Source organism: Pseudomonas sp. fls2-241-R2A-110, assembly GCF_030209165.1.
Classification (GTDB): Bacteria; Pseudomonadota; Gammaproteobacteria; order Pseudomonadales; family Pseudomonadaceae; genus Aquipseudomonas.
In genome coordinates this window covers 181,287-207,681 of the sequence record NZ_JARVSN010000018.1, presented here as the reverse complement: position 1 = coordinate 207,681, position 26,395 = coordinate 181,287, and the positions used below count along the sequence as shown (strand labels likewise).

Here is a 26,395-nt window from a genome sequence, read left to right as displayed (position 1 = left end):
GCCAATGACCGTTCTCGAGGAGAGCGGGCAGGGGCAGAAGTTATTGGAATTGGTCTGTGCGCAACTGAGTGCGGCGTGGTCGCTTGCAGTATAAACAGCTGCGAGCCTATGGCGAATCAATAATCCTGGCGCGTCTGGCAGGGAACAAAAACAAAATAAGGAGTGTGCCGTGCTTGCGACGGTTTTGGTGTTGGTGGCGGCGCTGTTGCACGCGGCGTGGAATACCCTGATCAAATTCAGTGCCGAACGGCTGCTGGTGGTGGCCTGCATGGACAGCGTGGCGCTGCTGTTTGTCGCTCTGATGCTGCCCTTTGTGGCGTGGCCGCCGATTGAAATCTGGCCATGGATTCTGGCGTCGGCATTGTTCGAATTGCTGTATCGCTATCTGCTGATCCAGGCGTACCGGGTCGGCGATCTCGGGTTGGTCTATCCGCTGATGCGCGGGTTGTCGCCGCTGGTGGTGCTGGCACTGACGCTGATCTTTGCTGGCGAAGTACTGACCAACCAGCAGATATTCGGGATTCTGTTGATCCCGTTCGGCATGCTTTGCCTGTTATGGCAGGGCGGCGGCGGTGCGCGGTTGCCTTGGTCGATGTTGCCGGTGGTGGGGCTGATCGGCCTGTGCATCGGCTGCTACACCTACATCGATGGCCAGGCGCTGCGGCGTTGGTCGCACCCTCTGGATTACCTGGTTTGGGTCACGCTGCTCAGTGCCTGGCCATTCCCGTTGCTTGCGCTGGTGCGCAAGCGCCCGGCGTTCAAGCTGTTCTGGCGTGAACAATGGCGGTTGGGGCTGGCGGTCGGGTTTTGTGTGTTGTTCAGCTACGCTTTGGTGCTATGGGCGATGCAGCTGGGGTCAATTGCCGAAGCGGCGGCACTGCGTGAGATCAGCGTGATACTGGTGGTGCTGTTCGGCATGCGTTACCTGAAAGAACCTTTCGGCCGGCCGCGGCTCTTAGCCTGTGGGCTGGTGCTGATCGGCATGTTGGTCATGAAGTTTTGACGGCCCCTGCATTTTTGAAACTTGAAAAGGACGGCATATGACGGTTGCTCTGTGGTGCATTTTGATCGCGATTTTCCTGCCTTACATCTGCACGGCTATCGCCAAGGTCAGCGGCAGGTTCACTTTGAAAGACAACCATGACCCCCGGGACTTTCTTGAGTCACTCAATGGTTTGGGCCGACGCGCGCATGCGGCGCAACTGAACGGCTTTGAGGTGACTCCCGCCTTTGCGGCAGCAGTGATCGTGGCGCATCTGGCCGGCAATGCCGAGCTGGTGACGATCAATGTGTTGTCGGTGTTGTTCATCACCAGCCGGTTGCTCTACATCATTTGCTACCTGGCGGACTGGGCGATCTTGCGGTCGCTGATGTGGTTTGTGGGGATGGGGTTGATCGCCAGTTTCTTTGTGGTGTCAGTCTGAAAGTATTGAGGTGATTTTGCTGGCCTCATCGCGGGCAAGCCCGCTCCCACAGTTGATCTCTGGTGTTGCATGGATCGATGTGGGAGCGGGCTTGCCCGCGATTGCTATTGACCAGTCACCGCAGAATTCAAAGGCTCGTTTTGACCGCATCGGCAACTTGAGGCACTTGCGGCAACGGCGCACCTTTTGGCCATAGCATCCAGATCTGCCCCTGCTGCTTCATGTCCCCGGCCAGTTGCCCGGCCGCCTCGCCAGTGCCCCAGAACAAATCCGCACGCACTTCGCCGGCAATCGCGCCGCCGGTGTCCTGAGCGGCTACCGGCCTTACCAGTGCGGTGCCATCCGGTTTAGTGGTCGACAACCACAACAGGCTGCCCAGCGGAATCACTTTGCGGTCCACGGCTGCGCTGTAGCCGGCAGTCAGTGGGACGTTCAGCGAGCCCCGTGGGCCTTCGTTGCTGTCCGGGTTGCGGGTGAAAAACACATAGCTCGGGTTACTGCCCAGCAATTGGGGAATGCGCGACGGGTTGGCCTTGGCCCAGGAGCTGATCGCGCCCATGGTCACGTCTTCTTTCTTCAGTTCGCCTTGCTCCACCAGCCAGCGGCCGATGGGCCGATACGGATGGCCATTCTGGTCGGCATACGCAATGCGCAGTTGGCGCCCGTCGTCGAGCTGAATGCGGCCCGAACCCTGGATTTGCAGGAATTGCAGGTTCATTGGGTCGGTTAGCCAGGCCACGACCGGTGCCTTGACCCCTTTGGTTTCAATTGTTGCCGCATCGTCGTAAGGCTTGAGAACGCGACCTTCGAGTCGTCCGCGCAGGCGTTTGCCCTTGAGTTCCGGGTAGATGCTGTCCAGCGAGACGATGATCATGTCGTCAGGTACGCCGTACACTGGAATGTTCGCTGTCTCGGTCTGGGTCAGGCTGCCGGGGTAGACCGGTTCGTAATAGCCGGTGATCAAGCCGTTGGCGTTGTCATTGGCGGCGCGCAGACCGTAGACGTCGAGGTTTTGTTTGAGGAAAGCGCGGATGTCATTGGCGGTTTGCGGCACATTGGCGGACGCCGCGCAGGTCGAACCCCAGACCGGGTCGGCCTTGAGTCGTGTGCAGGCGCTGCGCCACGAGCCGAAGCCGGCGACGAGGTCGTTGTCGGTCACCGCTGGCAGTGCTTCCCAGGTGGCGCTGGAATAGGTGGCCAGCGCGTGGGTCTTGGGCGCGTTGTTGTCGCCGCCGGTGCAGCCCGCGAGCACGGCCACCATCGGAAGGGTCCAGGCCAGAGTGTGACGCCATGCCTTGAAACGGCTATTCATGGAGTATTTCCTTTGCCGGTTGCCTGAGTGCTCCATGCGCTCAAGCAACCCGTATTGATAATAGGGCTATTGGTCTTTGCCGGCGACGCGAGGATACTGGCGGCCGTTTCCCGTGATCTGAAGCCAACATGACTCTTAAAAGACTTTCTGTTGTATTGCTGGCCTGCCTGGCCTTGTCCGCTTGCGGCGGTGTCGACCCGAATTCGCCGCTGGGTCAGCGCAAGGCGATCTTCAAGCAGATGCTCAAGACTGGCGAAGACCTGGGCGGCATGTTGCGTGGCCGCATTCCGTTTGACGGTCCGAAGTTCGCCGACGGCGCCGTGAAACTCGATACGTTGTCCCATGAGCCGTGGAAGCATTTCCCGCAGGTGCGTGAAGAAGATCACACCAGCGCCAAGGACAATGTGTGGCAACAGCAGGCACGTTTCCAGGAAATGGCCCGCACCCTTGAAAGCGCCACCGGTGAGTTGGTGGTCGTCAGCAAGGTTCAACCCTACAAGGCCAGCAACCTGGGCCCGGCCGTGCAAAAAGTCGAAGATGCCTGCAGCGCTTGTCATAAAGAGTTTCGGAATCATTGATGCTCGTTTGAGGCTCTGAGTTGATCGTTCCCATGCTCCGCGTGGGAATGCCTCAAGGGACGCGGAGCGTCACGGGCTGCATTCCCACGCAGGAGCGTGGGAACGATCAATTATCCTGAGACTTACTTATCCAGTTCATCGAGCGCGTCCTGCAATTCCTTGCGGGACTCGGCGAGTTTGTCTTTACGCTTGTTGATCTTGTCGGGATCGCCTTTCTTCATGGCTTTATCGAGGTCGGCCTGACGCTTGCTGACCTCATGCTTGGCGTCGAGCACCTTGTTTTCCCGTTCCTTCTTCAGCGAGGCATCGGTGCAATGGGCGGTGACTTCGCTCAGGGCCGTTTCGAGGCCGGCCTGCTGATCGGCGTTTCCGTGGGATTTGGCCAGCTCGATCTGATTGATGATGCCCTGTTTCTTGGCCGCGCAACCGGTCAGCTCCGGGGCTTCTTCGGCGGCCATCAGTGGTGCAACCAACACGCTGCAAAGGGTCAACAAGGCGAGCGGTGAAAGAAATTTCATAAAAGCTCCATGTGCAAAGGCGATCGTGTCGATGTGGCGATGGGCGTTGGAGCCCATTGGCACCTTTGGGTTCCCGGGCTGGCGGGACGACTGTGTTCAGAATCCGTTAATACCGGCCATGTGTAATGTTTCACGCAGTGCCAGAACCTGCGGATCGCGAAAAAAGGCGCTCAATTGCGCCGCGCGTCCCGAGCCGATACCAGGTTCTGCCTGCCATTGTTCGGTATTTCGTTGCGCCAGTTCCTGCCATGAATTGCCAAGCGGTGCCTGACCGGTCGGCGGTATCCCCAAGGCTTTGAGCCAGCGAGTAAAGGGTCGTTGGCGGGCGCTGCTGAAACTGTCTAAAAGTCGAGCGCTGCTGCGCACACCGAAGCCGTCAATGTTAGCAAGCTCTTGAGCGTCGAGGGTCAACCAATCCAGAAGGCCTTTCAGGTGGCCTGTTTCCAAAAGCTTCTCCCAGGTGCCGCGTCCGACGTGAGGCAATTCCAGCCCCTGCTTGCTGCCGAGCCAGGTCAGGCGCGCGAGGAATTGGCTCTCGCAGCCAGATGTGGGTTGCCAACAACTCAAATGATGAAAGTCTGACGCTGACGGAACATTCAGTTCAGTGCGCTCGGTACTGCGCAGTACAACGCCCTCGAGCCTTGGAATGGTCAGGCCTGCGAGGCTGATGGACACCTGATCGCCGGGGCGAATGTCCATGTCTGCCCAGCGTTGCAGAGAACTGACGCTGACACGCTTGATCTGTCGGTCATCGAGCTTGACCGGCGTCAGATCCAGCACCGGCGTAATCCGCCCGGTTCGACCAATGTTGAAGTGGACCTTGCGCACTTCGGCCAGCGCCTGGGCGAATGGATACTTCCAGGCAACACTCCAGAAGGATGGCCGTGCCTGCCAGCGTTCGGCCGGTGGACGCTGGCTTTGACGCAACACGATGCCATCGCTGGCGAACGGCAGCGGCGCGCGATACCAGTGATCGCGCCAACGCTCGGCGTCAGCAAATGCCTTGATCGGCTGGCTGTAGGGCGCCGTACTCGGGAAACCCAACTCCTCCAGGGCCGCCACGCGTGCGGGCAGCGTGGCCGGGCCCTGCGGCCAGTCCCAGACAAACAACCCGATCCCCTTGGCTTGTTCGGCGTTCAGATTTTTGCGCGCCATCAGCCCTGCCACGGTGGAGCGAGCGTTGAAGCTGCCGGCCTGGGCTTGCCTGTGTTCGGTCAAGCGCCAATAGAGTTCACCTTGGACCAGCACGTCCAGCGGTTGGGGCAACGTTTGAGGAATCTGCGCGATCTGTCGCGCCGAGGTGGTCCAGTCCTGTCCGTTTACCCCGTCGCCGCGACTGATCGCTTGATGCAGCACACCGTTGCGATAGATCAGCGTCACCGCCACGCCATCGACCTTGGGTTGGACCCAGATATCGTTTCGATCACGCAGCCAGTGTTCTACCGCCTGAGCATCACGCAATTTTTCCAGCCCGGTGTGGGCGACCGGGTGGGCGATCTTGCCGCCAGCGGTGCGCAACGGTTCCGGCGCCAGTCCCAGGTCAAAACAATCTCGCCATTCGTTCAGTTGCGCGCGGGACTGATCATAGATTTCGTCAGCGACCAATGCGCGCCCGCCCCGGTGATAGTGGTCGTCCCAGAGGTCGATCTGCTTTTGCAGCGCAATGATTTCGTCCAGGGCGCGGGCGGGTGGCCAGTCCGGGCAGGCGGCGTTTGAGTTCAGGCACAGCAAAGTCAGGAAGGAAGCGATAAACAGGCGCAGAAGCATCGTGAGCGTCCTTGCTCAAAGTGGAGTGCTTGAAGGCTAGGACGGAATTCGGGGGGGAGGCGCTTGATCGTTTTTCAGCGTGTGTCGGGTTGTGAAACAGAGGGCAATAAAAAGCCCCGCGCGGCGAACCGTGCAGGGCTTTGGGTACCGCCGGGAAAGTCTTACAGGCCGGCAGCCAGACGCAGGTCGTCGGCGCGGTCGGTTTTTTCCCAGGTGAACGTGGTGAACGTGTCTTCGCCCACAGTCTTGGTCGCCGGGGTGCGACCGAAGTGGCCGTACGCAGCGGTTTCCTGGTACATCGGGTGCAGCAGGTCGAGCATGGTGGTGATCGCGTATGGACGCAGGTCGAACACTTCGCGAACCAGTTTGACGATTTTGTCGTCGCTGATTTTGCCGGTGCCGAAGGTGTTCAACGAGATCGACGTAGGCTGGGCAACACCGATAGCGTAGGAAACCTGAATCTCGCAACGCTCGGCCAGGCCGGCAGCGACGATGTTCTTGGCCACGTAACGACCAGCGTAGGCAGCCGAACGGTCAACCTTCGATGGATCCTTGCCGGAGAACGCGCCGCCACCATGGCGAGCCATGCCGCCGTAGCTGTCGACGATAATCTTGCGACCGGTCAAACCGCAGTCGCCCACCGGGCCGCCGATGATGAACTGGCCGGTCGGGTTGATGTGGAACTGGGTGTCTTTGCTCAGCAGTTCGGCAGGCAGCACGTGCTTGACGATCAGCTCCATCACGCCTTCGCGCAGGTCTTTGTACGACACGTCAGGGTTGTGCTGGGTCGACAGGACAACGGCGTCGATACCCACAACTTTGCCGCCTTCGTAACGGCAAGTCACTTGCGACTTGGCGTCCGGGCGCAGCCAAGGCAGCAGGCCGGATTTACGGGCTTCGGCCTGACGCTTGACCAGCTGGTGCGAGAAGGTGATCGGTGCTGGCATCAGCACGTCGGTTTCGTTGCTGGCGTAGCCGAACATCAGGCCCTGGTCGCCGGCGCCCTGATCTTCAGGCTTGGCACGGTCAACGCCCTGATTGATGTCAGGAGATTGCTTGCCGATGATGTTCATCACGCCGCAAGTGGCGCCGTCGAAGCCGACATCGGAGCTGTTGTAGCCGATGTCCAGAATGACGTTGCGCACGATTTCTTCCAGGTCGACCCAGGCCGACGTGGTGACTTCACCTGCGATGATCGCCACGCCGGTCTTGACCAGCGTTTCGCACGCCACACGGGCGAACTTGTCTTCAGCAATGATGGCGTCCAGCACCGCATCGGAAATCTGGTCGGCGATTTTATCCGGATGCCCTTCGGACACGGACTCGGAGGTGAAGAGGGAGTATTCGCTCATCTCGATTTTTTCCTGAATTTACCGATGGTGAGTGTCGCCAGCCGGTCGCTGAAAATGGCGGACCTGGATCTGGAAACCATTACGTAAGCCTACATAGAGGCTTTCCCCGGGAACGAGTCCCGCAGCGGTGGCCCAACGGGCCAAATCGTCCTGTTCAAACCCCAACCAGAGATCACCGCAGGCCTCCCTGGCCCAACTCTGGTTGTGGCTACATAACTCTGTCACGAGCAGGCTACCGCCCGGTTGCAGCAAGTCGGCCATGTGCTTGAGCGCATCGGCCGGCGCGGCGAAATGGTGCAGCACCATGTTCAGTACAACGCAATCGGCCTTGAGACTGACGCCATTCAATGCATCGGCCAGTTGCAGGCTGACGTTAGCCAACATTTCTCGTTCGCAGACCTGGCGCGCCAGTTCGAGCATCGCCGGGCTGTTGTCCAGCGCGGTGACCAGGCTGAAGCGGCGCGCCAGTTCCGGCAGGAATCCACCGTCGCCGGGGCCGACTTCGATGGCCGTGGCGCTTTCGCTGAAACTCAGCTTGTCGAGCAATGCCACCACGCTTTCGCGGTACTGCGGCAGGCCGGCGATCAAATCTTGCTGGGCGCGAAACTTCTCCGCCACCCGGGAGAAAAAGTCCTGACTGGCCGCGGCTCGTTGCCCGTGGACTTGAGCGATCCGCGCCTGCACATCGGCGGGCAGGGTCAGGTTGTCGACTTCTTCCAGCAGGGCTGTGTGCAGCTTGCCGCCCAGCAGATCGGTGTGGGGCAGGGCGCGACGGTAGAAAATCGCGTTGCCTTCACGGCGAGTCGCCACCAGGTTGGCCTGGGCCAGGACCTTGAGGTGGTGACTCATGCCGGACTGGCCGATGCCGAAGATCTGCGCCAGCTCCAGCACGCCGAACGAATCGTTGGCCAGCGCGCGCAATACATTAAGCCGCAGAGGATCACCGCCGGCCTTGCACAGGGCCGCCAGATCATCGCAATCGTCATGTTGAATGGAAGGCGCACGTAAATTCATAAGGCCAGCAGTCTAGTGACGGGCAGAAATCACCGCAAGAGCAATATCAAAAAGTTTTGATATTGCTCGATAGATGGCACTTCTCGGCGTTAGCTTCAGTCAACAAACGGACAGCGGAAAGGTTTCATCAGTCGAAACCGTCGTTATCCTTTGGAAAAACACCTCTGGATGACTATCTGTCATTGCCCCGAGGCGGGTGGGTGAGGGAAAATGCTCGCCTTTTTTCCGTTTCGTTTTATTCACTCTCGATACAGAACCCGCAGGAGAACAGCGATGCCCAGCCGTCGTGAGCGTGCCAACGCCATTCGTGCCCTCAGCATGGATGCCGTGCAAAAAGCCAACAGCGGCCATCCCGGTGCCCCGATGGGTATGGCGGATATCGCCGAAGTACTTTGGCGTGACTACCTGAAGCACAACCCGAGCAATCCATCGTTCGCCGACCGTGATCGCTTCGTGCTGTCCAACGGTCACGGCTCGATGTTGATCTACTCGCTGCTGCACCTGACCGGCTACGACCTGTCGATCGATGACCTGAAAAACTTCCGCCAGCTGCACAGCCGCACCCCGGGTCACCCGGAATTCGGCTACACCCCGGGCGTTGAGACCACCACCGGTCCACTGGGCCAAGGCCTGGCCAACGCCGTGGGTTTCGCCCTGGCTGAAAAAGTCCTGGCGGCGCAGTTCAACCGTCCTGGCCACAACGTTGTCGATCACCACACCTACGTGTTCCTGGGTGATGGCTGCATGATGGAAGGCATTTCCCACGAAGTCGGCTCCCTGGCTGGTACTTTGGGCCTGGGCAAACTGATCGCCTTCTACGATGACAACGGCATCTCCATCGACGGCGAAGTCGAAGGCTGGTTCACCGATGACACCCCTAAGCGCTTCGAAGCCTACAACTGGCAAGTGATCCGCAACGTCGACGGTCACGATCCGGAAGAGATCAAGATCGCGATCGAAACCGCGCGCAAAAGCGATCGGCCAACCCTGATCTGCTGCAAGACCACCATCGGTTTCGGTTCGCCGAACAAGCAAGGCAAAGAAGACTGCCACGGCGCCCCGTTGGGTGACGCGGAAATCGCTCTGACCCGTGCTGCACTGAAATGGAACTACGGCCCGTTCGAAATCCCGGCTGACATCTATGCCGAGTGGGACGCCAAGGAAGCCGGCCGCGCAGCCGAAGCCGAGTGGGATCAGCGTTTCGCTGCCTACTCCGCCGCTTTCCCTGAGCTGGCCAACGAACTGGTCCGTCGCCTGGGTGGCGATCTGCCGGAAGACTTCGCTGAAAAAGCTTCGGCTTACATTGCTGAAGTTGCGGCCAAGGGCGAAACCATCGCCAGCCGTAAAGCCAGCCAGAACGCACTCAATGCCTACGGCCCGCTGTTGCCTGAACTGCTGGGCGGCTCCGCTGACCTGGCCGGTTCCAACCTGACCCTGTGGAAAGGTTGCAAAGGTGTTTCGGCTGAAGACGCCAGCGGCAACTACATGTACTACGGCGTTCGCGAATTCGGCATGAGCGCGATCATGAACGGCGTGGCCTTGCATGGTGGTCTGGTGCCTTACGGCGCGACCTTCCTGATGTTCATGGAATACGCCCGCAACGCTGTGCGCATGGCCTCGCTGATGAAAAAGCGCGTGGTGTTCGTTTACACCCACGACTCCATCGGCCTGGGCGAAGACGGCCCGACTCACCAGCCGATCGAGCAACTGACCAGCCTGCGCAGCACGCCGAACCTCGACACCTGGCGTCCAGCCGATGCCGTTGAATCGGCCGTTTGCTGGAAAGCAGCCATCGAGCGCAAGGACGGCCCTTCGGCGCTGATCTTCTCGCGTCAGAACCTGCAGCATCAGGAACGCAGCGCGCTGCAGATCGCCGACATCGCCCGTGGCGGCTACGTGTTGAAGGACTGCGCAGGCGAGCCTGAGCTGATCCTGATCTCTACCGGTTCGGAAGTGGGCCTGGCGGTTCAGGCTTACGACAAGCTCACCGAGCAAGGCCGCAAGGTTCGCGTCGTTTCGATGCCGTGCACCAGCGTGTTCGATGCCCAGGATGCTGGCTACAAGCAAGCCGTTCTGCCGTTGCAAGTCAGCGCCCGTATCGCCATCGAAGCCGCTCACGCGGACTACTGGTACAAGTACGTGGGCCTGGAAGGCCGCGTGATCGGCATGACCACCTACGGCGAGTCGGCGCCAGCGCCAGCCTTGTTCGAAGAGTTCGGCTTCACCCTGGAAAACATCCTGGGTCAGGCTGAAGAGCTGCTGGAAGACTGATCCAGAAGTTGCGGCGTCTGAACCGCCGCCTTCGCGAGCAGGCTCGCTCCCACAGGGGATTTGTTGTGTGACACAAGCAGTGTTCACAACACAAGCCCAATGTGGGAGCGAGCCTGCTCGCGAAAGCAGTGGCTCAGGCAATGCTGCAATGACAGATTCACCACGGTAATCGAGAACCCCATGCCTCAACCGCGTCCTTATAAAGTTGCACTCAACGGCTACGGCCGGATCGGTCGTTGTGTCTTGCGTGCGTTGTTCGAGCGAGGAGCGAAGGCCGGGTTTGAAATTGTCGCGATCAACGATCTGGCTGACATGGCCAGCATCGAATACCTGACACGCTTCGACTCCACTCACGGGCGTTTTCCCGGTGAAGTGAGGGTTGAGGGCGATTGTCTGCATATTAATGGCGACTGCGTGAAGGTCCTGCGCAGTGCCACCCCCGAAGGTATCGATTGGGCGTCCCTGGGCGTCGATCTGGTGCTGGAGTGCTCCGGCGCCTACCACACGCGGGACGATGGCCAGCGGTTCCTCGATGCCGGTGCGCCACGCGTATTGTTTTCCCAGCCGATGGCCAGCGAAGCGGATGTCGATGCCACCATCGTCTTCGGCGTGAACCAGGATTGCCTGACCGGCGACGAGCTGCTGGTGTCCAACGCATCCTGCACCACCAACTGCGGCGTGCCGCTGTTGCGCCTGCTGGACCAGGCCATTGGTCTGGAATACGTGTCGATCACCACCATTCACTCGGCAATGAACGATCAGCCGGTCATCGACGCCTATCATCACGAAGACCTGCGCCGTACGCGTTCAGCGTTCCAGTCGGTGATTCCGGTGTCCACTGGTCTGGCACGAGGCATTGAACGCCTGCTGCCGGAACTTGCCGGGCGAATTCAGGCCAAAGCCGTGCGGGTGCCAACCGTTAATGTGTCTTGCCTCGACATCACGATGCAGACCGTGAGCGACACCGACGCCACCGAGGTCAACCGGATTTTGCGCGAGGCCGCCACCAGCGGCCCGCTCAAAGGCCTTCTGGCTTATACCGAGTTGCCCCATGCAAGCTGTGATTTCAACCATGACCCACATTCGGCGATCGTCGATGCCAGTCAGACCCGAGTTTCCGGCCCACGGCTGGTGAACATCCTGGCCTGGTTCGACAACGAATGGGGGTTTGCCAACCGAATGCTGGACGTAGCAGAACACTATCTGCAAACAGCCTCTCCACTCCCTGTTTCTCAGAAACTGTAACTCAGGAAATGCGACCCATGACCGTGTTGAAGATGTCCGACCTCGATCTGCAAGGTAAGCGCGTACTGATTCGCGAAGACCTCAACGTCCCAGTCAAGGACGGTGTTGTCACCAGCGATGCGCGAATCCTGGCCTCGCTGCCGACCATCAAGCTGGCCCTGGAAAAAGGCGCGGCCGTGATGGTCTGCTCGCACCTTGGCCGTCCGACCGAAGGCGAGTTCTCGGCCGAGAACAGCCTCAAGCCTGTTGCTGACTACCTGAGCAAGGCCCTGGGCCGCGAAGTGCCGCTGGTGGCTGACTACCTGGGCGGCGTCGACGTCAAGGCCGGCGACATCGTGCTGTTCGAAAACGTGCGCTTCAACAAGGGCGAGAAAAAGAACGCCGACGAACTGGCCCAGCAATACGCCGCCCTGTGCGACGTGTTCGTGATGGACGCCTTCGGCACCGCTCACCGCGCCGAGGGTTCGACCCACGGCGTGGCCAAGTTCGCCAAAGTCGCCGCAGCAGGTCCGCTGCTGGCCGCTGAACTGGACGCCTTGGGCAAAGCCCTGGGTTCGCCAGCCCAGCCAATGGCAGCCATCGTTGCCGGTTCCAAGGTGTCGACCAAACTCGACGTGCTGAACAGCCTGAGCCAGATCTGCAACCAGCTGATCGTCGGCGGCGGCATTGCCAACACCTTCCTCGCAGCTGCCGGTCACCCGGTCGGCAAGTCTCTGTACGAACCGGACCTGCTGGACACCGCTCGCGAAATCGCCGCCAAAGTCAGCGTGCCATTGCCGGTGGACGTCGTGGTTGCCAAGGAATTCGCTGAAAGCGCGACCGCCACCGTCAAGCTGATCGCCGACGTGGCTGCCGACGACATGATCCTGGACATCGGCCCACAGACCGCGGCGAATTTCGCCGAGCTGCTGAAGTCGTCCAAGACCATCCTGTGGAACGGCCCGGTGGGCGTGTTCGAATTCGACCAGTTCGGTAACGGCACTAAAGTCCTGGCCGAGGCCATCGCACAAAGCTCGGCGTTCTCCATCGCTGGCGGCGGCGACACCCTGGCGGCCATCGATAAGTATGGCGTTGCTGACCAGATCTCCTACATTTCTACCGGTGGCGGCGCATTCCTCGAATTCGTCGAAGGCAAAGTGTTGCCAGCCGTTGAAGTCCTGGAAAGCCGGGCCAAGGCCTGAGGCCGCCCATTTGACCAGGCAAAGGAGTGTTCACATGGTCAAGACCTTAGCGCTGTTGATCGCTGCGGGTATGCTGGCGGCTTGCGGGAGTAACCCCAAAGCCACGCCGGAACCTGCGCCGCAATCGGTGGAGAAAGGCTGCTACCAGGCTGACTGGCAAGCGGAAACCAACCCGGTGATCAACAAACGCGCGGGGCCTGATGGCCTGGAAAAATACGAGACACAGACACCCTCCAAGGAACATGGTTGCCCTTGACGGGTCTGACTCATTACTCAGGGCTGGCGGCGTGCGCCGTCAGTCGAGGAACATGGATGAAAGGTTTTATCGCCGTTACGGCGTTGGCATTGCTGGCAGGTTGTGCAAATTTCAACCTGTTCAAGCCTGCCGAATCGACGGACAACTGGACCACCTGGACCTGTGATAGCCAGGCCAAAGTGCTCTGGCGCTACACCGATGACAGCCGCAAGGAAGTCGACGTGCGACTGGGCGGGGGCGATCAGGTCTACCGCTTGAAGCAAGAGCCGGGCGCGTCGGGTTCGCTGTACAGCAACGACATGCTGGCGTTTCACCAAAAAGGTGAGGAAGGCCTGGTGTACTGGGTCGCCACCAATGATTTGATTGGCCGCGGTTGTAAAGCGCAGTAACTGACACACCATGGACCTAATGTGGGAGCGAGCTTGCTCGCGATAGCGGTCTGACAGTCACCGCACTGTTGGCAGCCAGGCCCTCATCGCGGGCAAGCTCGCTCCCACAGGGTTTTGTGCAGAGCTCAAGATTCAGGCAACACCGAATTCGCAGCCCGGGCCAACCCCCGATCTGCAATAACTTGAATAGCCGCCGCCGCTACGGCAGGCTGGCACGATTAACGACCCAAACCGGGAGAGACATACACAATGGCACTTATCAGCATGCGCCAGATGTTGGACCACGCAGCCGAGTTCGGCTACGGCGTTCCAGCCTTCAACGTCAACAACCTTGAACAGATGCGCGCCATCATGGAAGCCGCTGACAAGACTGACTCCCCGGTGATCGTCCAGGCTTCGGCCGGTGCTCGCAAATACGCCGGTGCTCCGTTCCTGCGTCACCTGATCCTGGCGGCAATCGAAGAATTCCCGCACATCCCGGTGTGCATGCACCAGGACCACGGCACCAGCCCTGACGTCTGCCAGCGCTCCATCCAACTGGGCTTCAGCTCGGTGATGATGGACGGTTCCCTGGGCGAAGACGGCAAGACCCCGACCGACTACGACTACAACATCCGCGTCACCCAACAAACCGTGGCCATGGCTCACGCCTGCGGCGTTTCGGTAGAAGGCGAGCTGGGTTGCCTGGGTTCGCTGGAAACCGGTATGGCCGGTGAAGAAGATGGCATCGGCGCCGAAGGCGTTCTGGATCACAGCCAAATGCTGACCGACCCGGAAGAAGCCGCTGACTTCGTCAAACGCACCCAGGTCGATGCCCTGGCCATCGCCATCGGCACCAGCCACGGCGCCTACAAGTTCACCAAGCCGCCTACCGGCGACGTGCTGGCCATCGACCGCATCAAAGAAATCCACAAACGCATCCCGAACACCCACCTGGTGATGCACGGTTCGTCTTCGGTTCCGCAAGACTGGCTGGCGATCATCAACCAGTACGGCGGCGACATCAAAGAAACCTACGGCGTGCCGGTTGAAGAGATCGTCGAAGGCATCAAGCACGGCGTGCGTAAGGTCAACATCGACACTGACCTGCGTCTGGCATCCACCGGTGCGATGCGTCGCCTGATGGCCACCAACCCAAGCGAGTTCGATCCGCGTAAGTTCTTCGGCGCTACTGTGACGGCGATGCGTGATGTGTGTATCGCTCGTTATGAGGCTTTCGGTACTGCCGGTAATGCTTCGAAGATCAAGCCGATCTCGTTGGAAGGCATGTATCAGCGGTATTTGAAGGGTGAGTTGAACGCTAAGGTTAACTAAGTTTTTAGCGTTTTAGTCGCATAAAAAACCCGCCGTGAGGCGGGTTTTTAATGGGCGTTTGTTACTAAACTTTATGGTATTCAAATCCATTTCCAATCACTTGGTGAACGGGGCGGTTGTGTTTTAGAATGGTGTTGTCAATTTCAGATATTAATAGTGTATTGAGATAGCTGTATAGTATTCAAGGACAGCTGCCAGTTCTCAAATCTCCATTGCAATTGACGATGGATTTTACAAAGCTAATTGGAAATTGCCTGTTTATCTCCGTGGTGTTGTTTATTTCTCTGGTATTCCAATTGTTTTCTTTCTCTGGATGTGTTCCGCCAGAAAGGCAGGAGACATGAATGACGCAGTCAAAGTCGCTGTGGTGATCGCTAGGAAGGGCGGTCTGTATTGGTTGCGTCAGCAAGGAACAGGATGCGCTCGCTGAACTGGAATTCCAATCATTGTCACACTGCCCTGCCAATGTGACGCTTGCACCGACTGTCGAAAAAAACGTACTAATTAGCAATATCATGATTTTTGTATGCGTACGCATGCTAGATACCTTCAGGAGTTAGAGGAGATCAGCTGAATTTGTTTGTGTGTCCGGCTCTGTTCTCTTGTGTTAGGTAGATCAGATTAGTTTGATGGGTTGATGGAGTCACCTGTAAGATTTGACAGTTTTTAATATCGTTTTGCTATAGTCGGATAAGATTAATCGACTGAAAGTAAGAGCGGATGTATTGGGTTGGCATCGTCTCTGAATTAGAAAAGGTGACAGATCTATTTAATCGCCATTTCAGGACTAAACACCCCCTCGTGGTTTTATTCGAATTGTTTCGCAGGCCTACCTCGCGCTCGATGGGATATTCGCAATCCAGTAATTTTTTCTATTTCATCTGTGAATCGAGGATTACCCGTCAATTGTCAGCGCTTACGGGGGGCGCCTCTGATTAACTGCGTTCGGAGGAAAAAATCGTTTGTTTCATTCAGCGGGCAAGGCGCTAGGTATGGTTATTTTGTTTATCTGGTTATCGCGAAAATGTATTAAAAACTGTCATGTTTTACAGGTGAGTTTTTGAGTTCTACAGCCTATTGTTTATCGCATGGCGGGAAGATATAGAGGATTTGTCGATAAATAGATTTGTTCCTCTTCTTTTTCTTTTTTTCAGTATCGCGTTGTAAGGGTGAGAGGGTTATATATCATGAGTGATGTGACATCTCAACGGATAGAAGAATCAACTATTGGAAAGCTTATATATGTCAAGGCTAACGTTTATGATGCAGATTTAGGTGGGTATGTGCCTCGAGAGTTTAATAGCATACTTAAGTCGGTAGATGCGTCAATGATTACAATCTCTACCGAGGAAAATCCCTATGTGCTGAATATTCTTCGTCGGAATATTTTGAGTCTAAAAGGGACCCGGTCTACGGTGTTTGGCGTGGAGTGTATTCACATCGAACTTCATAGTGGGGAGGTATTTGATGTGTTCGCTGATTCCTCGGACTCCATTGAGAATATAAAGTCGAAGATACAAGATAAAAAGGGATTTTCGCCTGATAAGATTAGATTGATTTATGAGGGCAAACAGCTTGAGGACGGGAGGACATTGTCGGATTACGGTGTTGGAGACCACTCAACCATACACCTTGAAATGAGGCCGGTATAGAAGCAGGTTTCTAGGGTGCTGGCATATTAGAGTCGGTATTGGTTCAAAAAGAAAAGGGGACAGATTCTGAGTGATCCCAAAAAGAAAAGAAAGAAAAGGGGACAGATTTATTTAATTGGATTTATTTAATTGTCCCCTCGCTTTGGTGCCTCTATTCGGTTTGCTTTGTAGGCCTGCCTCGCGCGCGACGTGATATTCGCGTTCCAGTGATACTTTCTATCTCGTCTGTGAATCGAGGGTTGCCCGTCAATTGTCCGCGCTGAAGGGCGCCTCTGATTAACTGCAACTCCGAGCAAGGAATCGTCTGTTCCATAAACGAGGTGTAGCGGGCAAGACGTTCGGTATGGGTTGCGCCGAGTTCGGTGAAGCAAAGATCCTCATCCAGCCAATGATTTTCAGCCGTTTCATTGAGGCGCAGGTGCAGACTCGACCAAGGGTAATCCTGTGCATGCTGAACCATTTGCGCTCGCACCGGGTTCAGTTCGATGTATCGACTACAAGCCAGCAAATAGGTGTCGGTTTGAACCACGCTGGATTTGTACCGACTTTCCCACAAGGTGCCGGAGCGTCCCTCCAGCTTGTTGCGATAGCGTGTCATTCGGCCTGCCAGGCCTTTCATCAATTGTCCGAGGCTCGCTGCGGAATTTCCTGGTGCGAGCAGTAGATGGACATGATTGGTCATCAAGCAGAATGCATAAATTTTAACGTTGTATAGCGCTTTGAGCTCTCGCAGGTCCTCGAGGTAGCGCTGGAAGTCCCCCGGCTCGGCGAACACAACCTGTTTATTGTGGCCTCGTTGCACGACATGATGCGGATAATTAGGTAACACAACACGTCCCATTCTGGGCATATAGCCTCCTACGTCCTTGTAGTGATGGTTGAAGTATAGCAGCAGACAATCGATTAAATAATAAATCTGTCCCCTTTGTTTTTTTTCTTTTTTTTTTTAGTCTTGACTCGAGGCCGGCTAATGGGTGTCCTCTTTGTTTGCCGTTGTTTTTGTTGTTCACTTATTATTTGGTTGGTTTGGCGCCTTGTTTTAGTTAATGATATAGCTAAAGCGTATAAAGAACTGTCAATTTTTACAGGTGTAAAAATCTTAATGTTGTTCTAACTTCTATTGCGCAACAGGTAGGGATGACGCTTTCCCTATTCTCAATACATTTATCGGAGGCTTCATCCGTGAGTGAATCAGAAATGTTGAGTGTTGATGAGAGTCAGAAAGTTTCTACATTAAATGCGATCAAGCGCGGAGAATCTATCTATGTAGAAATGAAAGATGGTAGCGTTTATAGTGGAAAATTCTTGAATCTGGATCTCGTCATTGAAAATAATGGAATTCAAGTCAGCTTAAAATACGGAAATATCAAGACGGCAACTTATCTTATCCCAAGTGAAGTGCGGCTCCCGGACGGTGAGATTAAAATCCCACCGGTTCATACTGACTGAACAAAGAAAAAAGAAAGAAAAAAGGGGGGCGGATTTATTAAATCGTCCTTAATAAAAACCCGCATTGCTGCGGGTTTTTATTGCCTGTGAATCGGCTATTGAGCTTTCGTTACGTCAAAGCCGCGCTGTTCAATCACTTGAAACACATCGCTTACATCCTGGATCAGAATCCGCGCGATATTGGAAACGGTGTTGATATCGTTCTCGGCGTAGTCCGGCAGGCTGGTGCAGGCCATCAGATTCAAGTATTTGAGGACGGCATTGAGGCGTTCGCTGACGCAGTTATGGAGTTCGCGTAGCGGGGCGTCGCTGTCGATGAGAAGGACGGGATAGTCGGTGGCCAGTTGGGACATTGGGGTGAAGCGGCGTGGCGGTTGCTGATTGCTCATAGAAAATCCTTAACTCAAGAAAAGAATTTGCCACCGTTTGCTGCGAAACAAATTGGGTGGCAACTGCGCGCGGGTTCGCAGACCGAGGAGTTAAGACCCGGCAGACCAGATGGTCTCCCACGCACAGCCGCCATAAAAAGAGCACAGGCAAAGTTGCCGCGCCGTATTTTGACGGTTGTGGATCTAACTCGCTAGGGCTGCGAAACCCTATCGCCAACAATGGTCAGCGACGGGCCAACTTTAGGCAGCGATTCGGGCAGCCGCAACCGGGCTGTAGGACCTGTATGCGGTCATTGTGGCGAGGGAGCTTGCTCCCGTTCGGAGGCGCAGGCGCCGTAAATCGGGGGCGTGGCGTGTCTGTGGGAATCAGGTGGCGGGGTTTGGGGCTGCTTCGCCGCTCAGCGGGAGCAAGCTCCCTCGCCACAGTCGGAGACGTCCTACGCGTTTTTCGGACGCTGTAGCAGCCGCTCGGCAGCTGCTACAGGGATTGCGAGCTGCGGGGATTACTTATTGTGATCAATATCCAGTTTGCTGAACGTCACTTTCGCGCCTTCGCTGGTGTACCCGGTGTGGTCTTGCACATAAACCCCAGCCTTGAAATACAGCGGCTTGTCGCGCCAGGTCTTGCTGATGTCGGTGTCCCACTGGTTACCCGCCGCGCTGATGCCCAGCGCACCGCCACGGCTCAAGTGAATGAGGTAGGAGAACTCCTGATCCAGCTTCACGCCGGTAGCAATGGTGATCACTCGGCCTTCGCCATCATCCGGGCGCATGCGCACTTTGGCGACGATGTTGCCGGTCGAAGTGCTGGTCTTGTACTGATACTCAAGCTTGATCAAAGGCTTCTGGCTTTCATAGGCATGGATCTGGCCGATGACGATCTTTCCGGAGCTTGGCACCTGGTTCACCGCCAGGGTGGCGTGCAGTAGGTTGTCGGCGTCCGAGTAGAGCCAGTTGTGCAGGGTGCCGTTGCTGTAGGTTTCGCGAAGTTCGGTACGGGGGTATTTGGCGTTTTCGGTCTTGGAGCCGGTGACCGGGGCCCAGAAAAACAGTGTGCCGGTATCGGAGTGGAAGTATTGATCCTTGAAGCCTTTCACCAGTTTCGGTGTGTCAACGGTGTACGGCGGGTTGCCGACAGGAACACTGAGGTTCCAGGTTGCGAGATCGATCATAGAAAGGCTTCCACAAATTTTACTGCACGCAGGTACCAGAAGCTCTAGCACAAGCATTGGGGGGGGTCTTTATAATCGTAGAAGTTCAATTTGTTAACAGCGGACTGACGGGTGGCTGACGCCAAAATCCTGTCAAAAAGCCATCTTTCCCGGTTTCAGGGGCTTTTAGAGGTGACCGTTAGTCGGCAAATGAACCTGATGGTTAAATGATGGCGCACTGACAGCTTCTGCTTTTGCAGATCCCGGTCTAGAGTGAAGCCTCAGTATTTGTCCGGTTTTCACGAGAAACCGGCCTGACGCCCCGAACAAGAGAAGCAGCATGGAATGCGCGCACCCCACGCCAGCTGAAGGCAACTCGATCCTTTTAATCGTCGACGATTACCCTGAAAACCTGATCAGCATGCAGGCGTTACTTCAGCGCCAGGATTGGCAGGTCATCACCGCGGCTTCCGGTTTTGAAGCCCTGAGTCTTTTACTCGAACATGACATCGACCTGGTGCTGCTGGATGTGCAGATGCCGGGCATGGACGGTTTCGAAGTCGCGCGCCTGATGCGCGGCAGTCAACGAACCCGACTCACGCCGATTATTTTCCTCACCGCCAACGAACAGTCTCAGGATGCCGTGATCAAGGGCTATGCCAGTGGCGCGGTGGATTACCTGTTCAAACCGTTTGATCCGCAAATTCTCAAGCCCAAGGTCCAGGCATTGCTCGAGCACCAGCGCAACCGCCGTGCGTTGCAGCGCCTGAGCCGCGATCTGGAGGTCGCTCGGGCGTTTAACGCCTCGGTGCTGGACAACGCCGCCGAGGGCATCCTGGTGGTGGGGGAGGACGGTTTGATCCGCTTTGCCAATCCGGCGATGTCGCGGCTGCTCAACGCCACGGTGCAGGATCTGCAAGGCAAGGAATTCCTCGATTTCCTGCAGAAACCACATATCCCGGTGTGGGCCGATTCTGAGCTTTATATCGGTTACAAACGCGGCGAAACCCTGCGCCTGCACGATGCGATGTTGCGCACCGCGCCTGGCCAGCAGGTGCCGGTGGCGCTGTCTTGCGCGCCGTTGCCCCGCGAACAACAGGCGATGGTTGTCACGGTGCTGGACATGTCGGTGGTGCGCCATCTGCATCAGCAACTGGAATTCCAGGCGGTGACCGACCCATTGACCGGGCTGCTCAACCGTCGCGGGTTTTACCAGACCGTTGAAAATCTGCTGTTGCGCGGCGAACGGTCCGACAGCGCCTGGGTGCTGCTGTACCTGGACCTCGACGGCTTCAAGCGCGTCAACGACTCCCTCGGTCACGATGCCGGCGACCGGGTGTTGCGTTGGGTGTCCGAGCAATTGAAGGCGTGTCTGCGGCCCTTCGACATTCTGGCGCGCATGGGCGGCGACGAGTTCACGGCGCTGCTGGACCTGGAGTTCCCGGAGCAAGCGGCGAAGATCGCCGAGAAACTCATCGAACGGGTATCGATCTGTCAGCAGATCGATGGGCTGGATATCGCCTTGGGCGCCAGCATCGGCATCGCCACCTTCCCGGATTGCGGGGCCAATCTCGATGGCTTGCTGCGTGCATCGGACATCGCCATGTATGAGGCCAAGCGCGCTGGCCGCCAGCAGTACCGGTTCTACGATCATGAAATGAACGGGCGGGCGCGCTCGCGATTGATGCTTGAAGAGAGTGTGCGCACGGCCATCGAAAACCGTGATTTCAATCTGGTGTATCAACCGCAAGTGGCCATCGATGGCGGGCAGATTCGCGGGTTCGAAGCCTTGCTGCGCTGGCAGCATCCGAGCGTCGGCGACGTACCGCCGGGCCTGTTTTTGCCGTTGCTGGAAGAGGCTCGGCTGATCAGCCGTCTGGGCAGCTGGATTTATCAACGCGGCGCCGGACAGCGCAAGGCCTGGGAAAGCTTGTTTGCCGAGGATCTGGTGCTGGGCGTCAGTTTGAGCAGCACCCAGTTCGGTATGCCCAACCTGGTCACCGAATTGCGCCAGGTGATTGAACGTCATGGCTTGCAGCCGCGTTGTCTGGAAGTCGAGGTGACGGAAGAAGCGTTGATGCAAAACCCCGAGGAAACCCGCAAAACGTTGCGCCTGCTGCGCAATCTTGGGGTGCGGGTGGCACTGGATGACTTCGGCTCCGGGCCGTGCTCGTTGTCTCATCTGCGCGACCTGGAACTGGATACACTCAAGTTCGACCGACATTTGATTGCCCGTCTGCCGGAATCCGAACGGGACGCGGCGCTGGTGCGCAACGTGATCGACCTGTGCAAGCAGTACGGGATGCTGGTGATTGCCGAAGGGGTTGAAACCGTTGCGCAATATGAATGGCTTCAAGCCAATGGTTGCCAGTATGTGCAGGGTTTTCTGGTGGGGCGGCCGATGATGGCCGAGGATGCCGGCGACTTTGTGCAGCCGTTTGACTGGAGCGCGCTGCCCCGTTGAATTCGCTACACTGGCGATCTTTTCGTGATCGTGTGTTGCCGACCTCAATGACTGCGTTGAAATACCTCCAGGCCTATCCTGCTGCGTTGCAGGATCAGGTGCGCCAGCTGATCGCCGAAGGTCGGCTGGGCGATTACCTGAGCAAGCGCTACCCGGAACAACACGCCGTACAGAGCGACAAGGCGCTGTACACCTATGCGCTGGAGCTCAAGCAGGAATACCTGCGTAACGCGCCGGCCATCGATAAGGTGTTGTTCGACAACCGCCTCGACCTGACCCATCGCGCCCTCGGCCTGCACACCACGATTTCGAGAGTGCAGGGCGGCAAGCTCAAGGCCAAGAAGGAAATCCGGGTGGCCTCGTTGTTCAAGGAAGCGCCCTCTGAATTTCTGAAAATGATCGTGGTGCATGAGCTGGCGCACTTCAAAGAGTCGGATCACAACAAGGCGTTCTACAAACTCTGCGAACACATGTTGCCGGGGTATCACCAGGTGGAGTTTGATCTGCGGGTGTACCTGACGTGGCGGGATATGCAGTAAAAGATCAACAGATCGCAGCCTGGAGTGTTTGAATGGATGTCAGCAAGACCAAGAGCAGCTTCTACCGCCGTTTATACGTGGCGTATCTGATTGACAGCGGGCTGGCGAGCAGCGTCCCGGCATTGACCGAAGTGACCGGCATGCCCCGGCGCACGGCGCAGGACACCATCGCTGCGTTGGCGGACCTGGACATCATTTGCGAATTTGAACAGGAAGAGGGCGCACGCAATCACGCGGGGCGCTATCGGATTCGCGAGTGGGGGGCGATTGATCGCGGGTGGATCGAGCGTAATCTTCGGCAGATCAAAGCGGTGCTGGAATATCCCTGAGATGATCGTTCCCACGCTCTGCGTGGGAATGCCTCAATGGACGCTCTGCGTCCGCTCTTGGGACGCAGAGCGTCCCGGGCTGCATTCCCACGCAGAGCGTGGGAACGATCGTTACGGACGGCGCATCCCGATATGCGGAATATCATCCTCAAGAAACTCTTCGCCCGACACCATAAATCCGTACCGCCCGTAATACCCCTGTAAATGCGCCTGGGCCGAGAGATAGATCGGCACGTCAGGCCAATGCTTTTCGGCCTGCTTCAACGCCTGTTCCATCAAAGCATGCCCAAGCCCGGTACCACGTGCTTGAGGTGCAATGATTACGCGGCCGATCACCACGTCGCCGCCCTGGGTTTGCGGATCGAGCAATCTCAGGTACCCCACCAGTTGATCCTCATCCCACGCCATCAAATGGCAGGTGTCACCTTCCAGATCTTGCCCGTCGACATCCTGATAAGCGCATCTCTGTTCGACGACGAACACCTGTGCACGCAACTGCAAAATGGCGTACAGCTGTTCCTTGCCCAGATCGCTGTGGTGTTTGCAGACCCAATCAATTGTCATCTTCACATTCCTTGAACAACGTCGTTCCGATACTAAGCGTCCTGTCGATGGATGTCTTCATGGCGGGTAAATCTGTGACAAAGGCCAAAATGCCATCATTCATTTAGCGCGGCGTTGTCTTCTTTGTGTAATCTGAGATTGAACGCTGTGCAGTGGCTTCAATGAGCTAACGTTGAGTACCTGGCTTGTCGGTACGTGGGTCTTGGAGTTTTGGCTGAAAAATACGCCGGGCAATCCGCCCGCTAAGGATTTTCAAGCATGCCGCGATTGCATCGAGCGTTTGCTTTGATCGGATTGCTGTTGCTGGCACAGAGTGCGGCAGCGGAAAAATTGCGCCTCGTCGCCGATGCCTGGCCGCCCTTTACCGACGCCACGCTGGTCAATGGTGGCTTGGCCACGGACATCGTCAGCACCGCGCTGGCCCGGGCCGGTTATGCCAGTGATTTTGAGCAGGTGCCCTGGGCGCGAGCTCTGTTGGGCGTCGGTGAAGGACGTTACGACGTGTTAGTCAACACCTGGTACACCGAGGAACGCACCAAGCTGGGCCAGTTTTCGGGAGAGTACCTGCTCAACCGTGTGCGCTTTCTCAAGCGCAAGGATGCACCGATCGAGTTCAACAACCTGCAGCAACTGCACACCTATCCGATTGCGGTGGTGCGTGGTTATGCCTATTCGCCGGAATTCGACGAAGACGTGTCGCTGCAGAAAGTCCCGGTGCATAACTTCGCGATGGCCGTGCGCATGGTGGCGGCGGACCGGGTCAAGTTGACCCTGGAAGACGAATACGTCGCCCGTTATTACCTGGCTCGGGAATCAGCCAAGGTGCGCAATGCCGTGGAGTTCCTGCCCAAGCCGTTGAGCGAGAACAGCTTGCACATACTGGTCAGCCTGAAGAATCCGCAGCATGAACAAATTGTCGCCAACTTCGACCGCGAGATTGCCGAGATGAAGGCGGATGGCAGTTATGAGCGGTTGATGAGGCAGCATGGGATGTGAAGCTTCTCTGAAATGTGTGGTGTGGCTGATGGCCCTTCACCACAAATCTCAGGTTTCGCTGGTGTCCTTGATCAGGTGCGCCGCCAGCGTGCGCAAGGGCCCCAGCTGGCGGCAGATCAACGCCAACTGCGTCTGCACCAGTCGCTGGCCTTCGTCGATTTCATCCGGCATCTGTTCCAGTTCATTGGCCAGCGCCTCTTCCGCATCACTCTGAATCGCTATCGGTAGTTTGTTTGTCAGGCCCTGGGCGATCTCGTCGATGCTGGCGGCCAGGCTCACGCCTGCACCGTCGATCAGGTGCTCGCGCACATCCGCCGGCAGTTGGGTTTCTCGGTGCGCACCCAAGCCCGACAAGTAACTGAGCAGCGTGTGCGACAGCACCAGGAAGCGAAACCCGACATCCGCCTCCTTACGAAAATGCCCCGGCTCCATCAACATGTTCGCCAGCGTCGTCGACAGCGCCGCGTCTGCGTTGTGCGCGTTTCGCCGGGCCAGGCGATACGCGAGATCGTCGCTCTTGCCGACGGCGTATTGCTGCATGATCTGGCGCAGGTAAATGCTGTTGCAGGTCAGGGTGTTGGCCAGCACTTTGTTCAGGCGTCGGCCCTGCCAGTCCGGCAGGAACAGGAACACCGCGAGCCCGGCGATCAGGCTGCCAAGCAAGGTGTCGAGCAGTCGCGGCAGGAACAGCCCGTAGCCGTCCCCGACCTGGTTGAAGCAGAACAGCACCATCAGGGTGATCGCGGCCGTGGCCAGGGTGTAGCGGGTGGTGCGGTTGATAAAGAACACCACCCCGGCGGCAATCGCGAAGCACGACTGAATCAAAGGGTTGGGGAACAGATCGAACAGTGCCCAGGCCAAGGTCAGGCCAATCGCCGTGCCGAAGATCCGCTGCCCGAGTTTGCGCCGGGTCGCGCCGTAGTTCGGCTGACAGACAAACAGCGTGGTGAGGATGATCCAGTAACCCTGCGACGGGTGAATCAAATGCACCATGCCGTAGCCGATGCTCAAGGCCAGGGGCAGACGCAGTGCATGGCGAAACAGCAGCGATGTCGGCGTCAGCTGTGTGCGCAAGCGAATCCACACATCCTTGAGGTTGCGTGGCGAACGGTCGAGCAGGCTACTGTCCGTGGCGTCGGCCAAGGCGTCGGGATTGCTGGCATCGCTGAGCAAGCGGTCGAGAGTGCCGAGGTTGGCGGCCAGCGCGCGCAATGAACGCAGCAGACCCCGCCAGGCCGGGTTGCTCTGGATGCGCAGGTGTTCGAGCGAGGCGTGCAGGTCGCTCAGGGCTTCGGCGAAGCTGGCGTCATAGACGAAAGGCTGGCGCATCTGGATCGATTCGGCCAAGGCGCGGCAGGCTTTGCCTTGCTGGCGCAGCAGGCGCTGACAGCGGAACAGCACGTCGCTGTGGAAGAATGCCTCGGCCAGCGCGTTGTAAGGATAGTGCGACGAACTGGCGCGCTCATGGATGTCTTGAGCGAGGAAGTACAGCTTGAGGTAGCGGCTGACCTTGGCCCCCGGCCGACCATTGCCGACCCGATGCAGGATGATTTCCTTGGCTGCGTTGAGCGCCGCCACCACCCGGCCGTTTTGCTGGGCCAGTTCCAGTCGACGCGCCTCCACGTCCAGTTGCCGGATCGGCTCGAACAGTGAAGCTTTGAGCTTCAGGTAATAGCCCAATTCGCGGAACAGTCGCGCCAGGCTTTGCTGCACCGGCTGATTGGAGAACAGCGCCTGCCACAGCACCGACAGCAAACCGTACCAGGCCGCACCGGCCACCAGCAGCACTGGCTCGTGCCAGAAGTCGGTGACCGCGCCGCCGCGTTGGTCCACGCCGATCATGGTGTAGACCGACAGAATCAACGTTGCCGAGGCAATTGCGCCATAGCGTTCGCCGAGGGCGCCGAGCATGGTCAGGCCGAAACTGGCCAGCGCCAGGGCGATGACGAAAACGATCGGGTAGGGGAACAGCAATTCGACGGAGAGGGCAGCAACGCTGAAGCACACCAGCGTCACGGCCAGCGCGTTGAGGCGGCCCTGCCAACTGTCGTCGGTTTCGGCCAGGGCGCTGGCGATGATCCCCAGGAACAATGGGATCAGCAGCCCCATTTCATCCTGATACCAACAGACAGCCATGGTGCCGGTCAGGGCGATGAACACCCGCACGCTGTAGCTGAATTTATCCAGCGCCCAGAGGCGGCGCAGAGACTGACTAAAAGGGGTCGATGACATGAAGTGCGA

General features: G+C 57.6%; 25 protein-coding genes. 15 read left to right on the top strand and 10 right to left on the bottom strand.

What is annotated here, in order from left to right; genetic code table 11:
* Positions 1 to 169 precede the first annotated feature (169 nt).
* Together QRN31_RS14985 and QRN31_RS14980 are read left to right on the top strand one after the other, a co-directional pair.
* The gene (locus tag QRN31_RS14985) at positions 170 to 1,003 is read left to right on the top strand and encodes an EamA family transporter (protein WP_285432767.1); all 834 of its coding nucleotides are present in this window, start codon (positions 170 to 172) and stop codon (positions 1,001 to 1,003) included.
* A 37-nt stretch (positions 1,004 to 1,040) separates the two neighbouring features.
* Positions 1,041 to 1,424 carry an MAPEG family protein gene (locus tag QRN31_RS14980; RefSeq protein WP_285432766.1) on the top strand — a complete coding sequence of 128 codons (384 nt, stop codon included), beginning with the start codon at positions 1,041 to 1,043 and terminating at the stop codon, positions 1,422 to 1,424.
* Between the two features lie 127 nt (positions 1,425 to 1,551).
* Here the strand turns inward: QRN31_RS14980 and mltA are convergent, their stop codons facing one another.
* Complete coding sequence (mltA, locus tag QRN31_RS14975) at positions 1,552 to 2,736, bottom strand: murein transglycosylase A (protein ID WP_285432764.1); 1,185 nt, start codon at positions 2,734 to 2,736, stop codon at positions 1,552 to 1,554.
* A gap of 128 nt (positions 2,737 to 2,864) precedes the next feature.
* Here mltA and QRN31_RS14970 point away from each other — a divergent pair, with 128 nt between their 5' ends.
* The gene (locus tag QRN31_RS14970; protein ID WP_285432762.1) at positions 2,865 to 3,314 is read left to right on the top strand and encodes a c-type cytochrome; all 450 of its coding nucleotides are present in this window, start codon (positions 2,865 to 2,867) and stop codon (positions 3,312 to 3,314) included.
* Between the two features lie 122 nt (positions 3,315 to 3,436).
* On the opposite strand, the gene QRN31_RS14965 is transcribed toward QRN31_RS14970, so the two are convergent.
* The 4 genes from QRN31_RS14965 to QRN31_RS14950 all read right to left on the bottom strand — a co-directional run bounded on the left by QRN31_RS14965 (position 3,437) and on the right by QRN31_RS14950 (position 7,965).
* Positions 3,437 to 3,832, bottom strand: a complete 396-nt coding sequence (locus QRN31_RS14965) for a DUF1090 domain-containing protein (RefSeq protein WP_285432761.1) — start codon at positions 3,830 to 3,832, stop codon at positions 3,437 to 3,439.
* A gap of 96 nt (positions 3,833 to 3,928) precedes the next feature.
* Positions 3,929 to 5,599 carry an NAD-dependent DNA ligase LigB gene (gene ligB, locus QRN31_RS14960; RefSeq protein ID WP_285432760.1) on the bottom strand — a complete coding sequence of 557 codons (1,671 nt, stop codon included), beginning with the start codon at positions 5,597 to 5,599 and terminating at the stop codon, positions 3,929 to 3,931.
* Positions 5,600 to 5,760: 161 nt separating this feature from the next.
* Positions 5,761 to 6,951: a methionine adenosyltransferase gene (gene metK, locus QRN31_RS14955; protein ID WP_222588801.1), complete on the bottom strand. Its 1,191-nt coding sequence runs from the start codon at positions 6,949 to 6,951 to the stop codon at positions 5,761 to 5,763.
* A gap of 18 nt (positions 6,952 to 6,969) precedes the next feature.
* Positions 6,970 to 7,965, bottom strand: coding sequence for an ArsR/SmtB family transcription factor (locus tag QRN31_RS14950; RefSeq protein WP_285432758.1), 996 nt, complete (start codon positions 7,963 to 7,965; stop codon positions 6,970 to 6,972).
* Positions 7,966 to 8,238: 273 nt separating this feature from the next.
* On the opposite strand from QRN31_RS14950, the gene tkt reads away from it, so the two are divergent.
* From tkt to QRN31_RS14915, 7 genes are all read left to right on the top strand, one after another.
* Positions 8,239 to 10,236 carry a transketolase gene (gene tkt / locus QRN31_RS14945; RefSeq protein WP_285432756.1) on the top strand — a complete coding sequence of 666 codons (1,998 nt, stop codon included), beginning with the start codon at positions 8,239 to 8,241 and terminating at the stop codon, positions 10,234 to 10,236.
* A 180-nt stretch (positions 10,237 to 10,416) separates the two neighbouring features.
* Positions 10,417 to 11,481, top strand: a complete 1,065-nt coding sequence (gene epd, locus QRN31_RS14940; protein ID WP_285432755.1) for an erythrose-4-phosphate dehydrogenase — start codon at positions 10,417 to 10,419, stop codon at positions 11,479 to 11,481.
* Positions 11,482 to 11,498: 17 nt separating this feature from the next.
* The gene (locus QRN31_RS14935; protein WP_208671083.1) at positions 11,499 to 12,662 is read left to right on the top strand and encodes a phosphoglycerate kinase; all 1,164 of its coding nucleotides are present in this window, start codon (positions 11,499 to 11,501) and stop codon (positions 12,660 to 12,662) included.
* A 34-nt stretch (positions 12,663 to 12,696) separates the two neighbouring features.
* Positions 12,697 to 12,918: a hypothetical protein gene (locus tag QRN31_RS14930; RefSeq protein ID WP_285432754.1), complete on the top strand. Its 222-nt coding sequence runs from the start codon at positions 12,697 to 12,699 to the stop codon at positions 12,916 to 12,918.
* A 56-nt stretch (positions 12,919 to 12,974) separates the two neighbouring features.
* Positions 12,975 to 13,307: an MliC family protein gene (locus QRN31_RS14925; RefSeq protein WP_285432753.1), complete on the top strand. Its 333-nt coding sequence runs from the start codon at positions 12,975 to 12,977 to the stop codon at positions 13,305 to 13,307.
* Positions 13,308 to 13,556: 249 nt separating this feature from the next.
* Positions 13,557 to 14,621, top strand: coding sequence for a class II fructose-bisphosphate aldolase (gene fba / locus QRN31_RS14920; RefSeq protein WP_008151974.1), 1,065 nt, complete (start codon positions 13,557 to 13,559; stop codon positions 14,619 to 14,621).
* Between the two features lie 1,187 nt (positions 14,622 to 15,808).
* Entirely contained in the window at positions 15,809 to 16,273 is a 465-nt protein-coding gene (locus QRN31_RS14915; protein WP_285432751.1) for a ubiquitin-like protein, read from the top strand.
* Positions 16,274 to 16,424: 151 nt separating this feature from the next.
* Here QRN31_RS14915 and QRN31_RS14910 read toward each other — a convergent pair whose 3' ends face one another.
* Positions 16,425 to 17,123: a transposase gene (locus tag QRN31_RS14910; RefSeq protein ID WP_285432750.1), complete on the bottom strand. Its 699-nt coding sequence runs from the start codon at positions 17,121 to 17,123 to the stop codon at positions 16,425 to 16,427.
* A gap of 332 nt (positions 17,124 to 17,455) precedes the next feature.
* Here QRN31_RS14910 and QRN31_RS14905 point away from each other — a divergent pair, with 332 nt between their 5' ends.
* Positions 17,456 to 17,722 (top strand): hypothetical protein, encoded by a 267-nt coding sequence (locus QRN31_RS14905; RefSeq protein WP_285432748.1) that lies wholly within the window; start codon positions 17,456 to 17,458, stop codon positions 17,720 to 17,722.
* 95 nt (positions 17,723 to 17,817) lie between these two features.
* Here the strand turns inward: QRN31_RS14905 and QRN31_RS14900 are convergent, their stop codons facing one another.
* The gene (locus QRN31_RS14900) at positions 17,818 to 18,111 is read right to left on the bottom strand and encodes a fructose-bisphosphate aldolase (protein WP_285432747.1); all 294 of its coding nucleotides are present in this window, start codon (positions 18,109 to 18,111) and stop codon (positions 17,818 to 17,820) included.
* A gap of 503 nt (positions 18,112 to 18,614) precedes the next feature.
* Entirely contained in the window at positions 18,615 to 19,283 is a 669-nt protein-coding gene (locus tag QRN31_RS14895; RefSeq protein WP_285432746.1) for a polysaccharide lyase family 7 protein, read from the bottom strand.
* 319 nt (positions 19,284 to 19,602) lie between these two features.
* Between QRN31_RS14895 and QRN31_RS14890 the strand changes: the two genes are divergently transcribed.
* The 3 genes from QRN31_RS14890 to QRN31_RS14880 are packed head-to-tail and all read left to right on the top strand — an operon-like array spanning position 19,603 to position 22,594.
* Complete coding sequence (locus tag QRN31_RS14890; RefSeq protein WP_285432744.1) at positions 19,603 to 21,726, top strand: putative bifunctional diguanylate cyclase/phosphodiesterase; 2,124 nt, start codon at positions 19,603 to 19,605, stop codon at positions 21,724 to 21,726.
* Between the two features lie 47 nt (positions 21,727 to 21,773).
* Positions 21,774 to 22,265 carry a M48 metallopeptidase family protein gene (locus QRN31_RS14885; protein ID WP_285432743.1) on the top strand — a complete coding sequence of 164 codons (492 nt, stop codon included), beginning with the start codon at positions 21,774 to 21,776 and terminating at the stop codon, positions 22,263 to 22,265.
* Between the two features lie 32 nt (positions 22,266 to 22,297).
* Positions 22,298 to 22,594, top strand: coding sequence for a winged helix-turn-helix domain-containing protein (locus QRN31_RS14880; RefSeq protein WP_090178776.1), 297 nt, complete (start codon positions 22,298 to 22,300; stop codon positions 22,592 to 22,594).
* A 111-nt stretch (positions 22,595 to 22,705) separates the two neighbouring features.
* Here the strand turns inward: QRN31_RS14880 and QRN31_RS14875 are convergent, their stop codons facing one another.
* Positions 22,706 to 23,158 (bottom strand): GNAT family N-acetyltransferase, encoded by a 453-nt coding sequence (locus QRN31_RS14875; RefSeq protein ID WP_285432741.1) that lies wholly within the window; start codon positions 23,156 to 23,158, stop codon positions 22,706 to 22,708.
* Between the two features lie 258 nt (positions 23,159 to 23,416).
* Here QRN31_RS14875 and QRN31_RS14870 point away from each other — a divergent pair, with 258 nt between their 5' ends.
* The gene (locus QRN31_RS14870) at positions 23,417 to 24,154 is read left to right on the top strand and encodes a substrate-binding periplasmic protein (protein WP_285432740.1); all 738 of its coding nucleotides are present in this window, start codon (positions 23,417 to 23,419) and stop codon (positions 24,152 to 24,154) included.
* Positions 24,155 to 24,202: 48 nt separating this feature from the next.
* Here QRN31_RS14870 and yccS read toward each other — a convergent pair whose 3' ends face one another.
* Positions 24,203 to 26,386, bottom strand: coding sequence for a YccS family putative transporter (gene yccS / locus QRN31_RS14865; protein WP_285432738.1), 2,184 nt, complete (start codon positions 26,384 to 26,386; stop codon positions 24,203 to 24,205).
* Positions 26,387 to 26,395: the final 9 nt, after the last annotated feature.

Coding starts and splice junctions, on each gene's coding strand:
- QRN31_RS14925 (WP_285432753.1), top strand. CDS start 12,975: ATGAAAGGTTTTATCGCCGTTACGGCGTTGGCATTGCTGGCAGGTTGT.
- QRN31_RS14970 (WP_285432762.1), top strand. CDS start 2,865: ATGACTCTTAAAAGACTTTCTGTTGTATTGCTGGCCTGCCTGGCCTTG.
- QRN31_RS14915 (WP_285432751.1), top strand. CDS start 15,809: ATGAGTGATGTGACATCTCAACGGATAGAAGAATCAACTATTGGAAAG.
- QRN31_RS14875 (WP_285432741.1), bottom strand. CDS start 23,158: ATGACAATTGATTGGGTCTGCAAACACCACAGCGATCTGGGCAAGGAA.
- ligB (WP_285432760.1), bottom strand. CDS start 5,599: ATGCTTCTGCGCCTGTTTATCGCTTCCTTCCTGACTTTGCTGTGCCTG.
- yccS (WP_285432738.1), bottom strand. CDS start 26,386: ATGTCATCGACCCCTTTTAGTCAGTCTCTGCGCCGCCTCTGGGCGCTG.
- QRN31_RS14870 (WP_285432740.1), top strand. CDS start 23,417: ATGCCGCGATTGCATCGAGCGTTTGCTTTGATCGGATTGCTGTTGCTG.
- QRN31_RS14890 (WP_285432744.1), top strand. CDS start 19,603: ATGGAATGCGCGCACCCCACGCCAGCTGAAGGCAACTCGATCCTTTTA.
- epd (WP_285432755.1), top strand. CDS start 10,417: ATGCCTCAACCGCGTCCTTATAAAGTTGCACTCAACGGCTACGGCCGG.
- QRN31_RS14980 (WP_285432766.1), top strand. CDS start 1,041: ATGACGGTTGCTCTGTGGTGCATTTTGATCGCGATTTTCCTGCCTTAC.
- QRN31_RS14965 (WP_285432761.1), bottom strand. CDS start 3,832: ATGAAATTTCTTTCACCGCTCGCCTTGTTGACCCTTTGCAGCGTGTTG.
- QRN31_RS14950 (WP_285432758.1), bottom strand. CDS start 7,965: ATGAATTTACGTGCGCCTTCCATTCAACATGACGATTGCGATGATCTG.
- QRN31_RS14900 (WP_285432747.1), bottom strand. CDS start 18,111: ATGAGCAATCAGCAACCGCCACGCCGCTTCACCCCAATGTCCCAACTG.
- QRN31_RS14935 (WP_208671083.1), top strand. CDS start 11,499: ATGACCGTGTTGAAGATGTCCGACCTCGATCTGCAAGGTAAGCGCGTA.
- mltA (WP_285432764.1), bottom strand. CDS start 2,736: ATGAATAGCCGTTTCAAGGCATGGCGTCACACTCTGGCCTGGACCCTT.
- QRN31_RS14880 (WP_090178776.1), top strand. CDS start 22,298: ATGGATGTCAGCAAGACCAAGAGCAGCTTCTACCGCCGTTTATACGTG.
- QRN31_RS14885 (WP_285432743.1), top strand. CDS start 21,774: ATGACTGCGTTGAAATACCTCCAGGCCTATCCTGCTGCGTTGCAGGAT.
- tkt (WP_285432756.1), top strand. CDS start 8,239: ATGCCCAGCCGTCGTGAGCGTGCCAACGCCATTCGTGCCCTCAGCATG.
- metK (WP_222588801.1), bottom strand. CDS start 6,951: ATGAGCGAATACTCCCTCTTCACCTCCGAGTCCGTGTCCGAAGGGCAT.
- fba (WP_008151974.1), top strand. CDS start 13,557: ATGGCACTTATCAGCATGCGCCAGATGTTGGACCACGCAGCCGAGTTC.
- QRN31_RS14910 (WP_285432750.1), bottom strand. CDS start 17,123: ATGCCCAGAATGGGACGTGTTGTGTTACCTAATTATCCGCATCATGTC.
- QRN31_RS14930 (WP_285432754.1), top strand. CDS start 12,697: ATGGTCAAGACCTTAGCGCTGTTGATCGCTGCGGGTATGCTGGCGGCT.
- QRN31_RS14895 (WP_285432746.1), bottom strand. CDS start 19,283: ATGATCGATCTCGCAACCTGGAACCTCAGTGTTCCTGTCGGCAACCCG.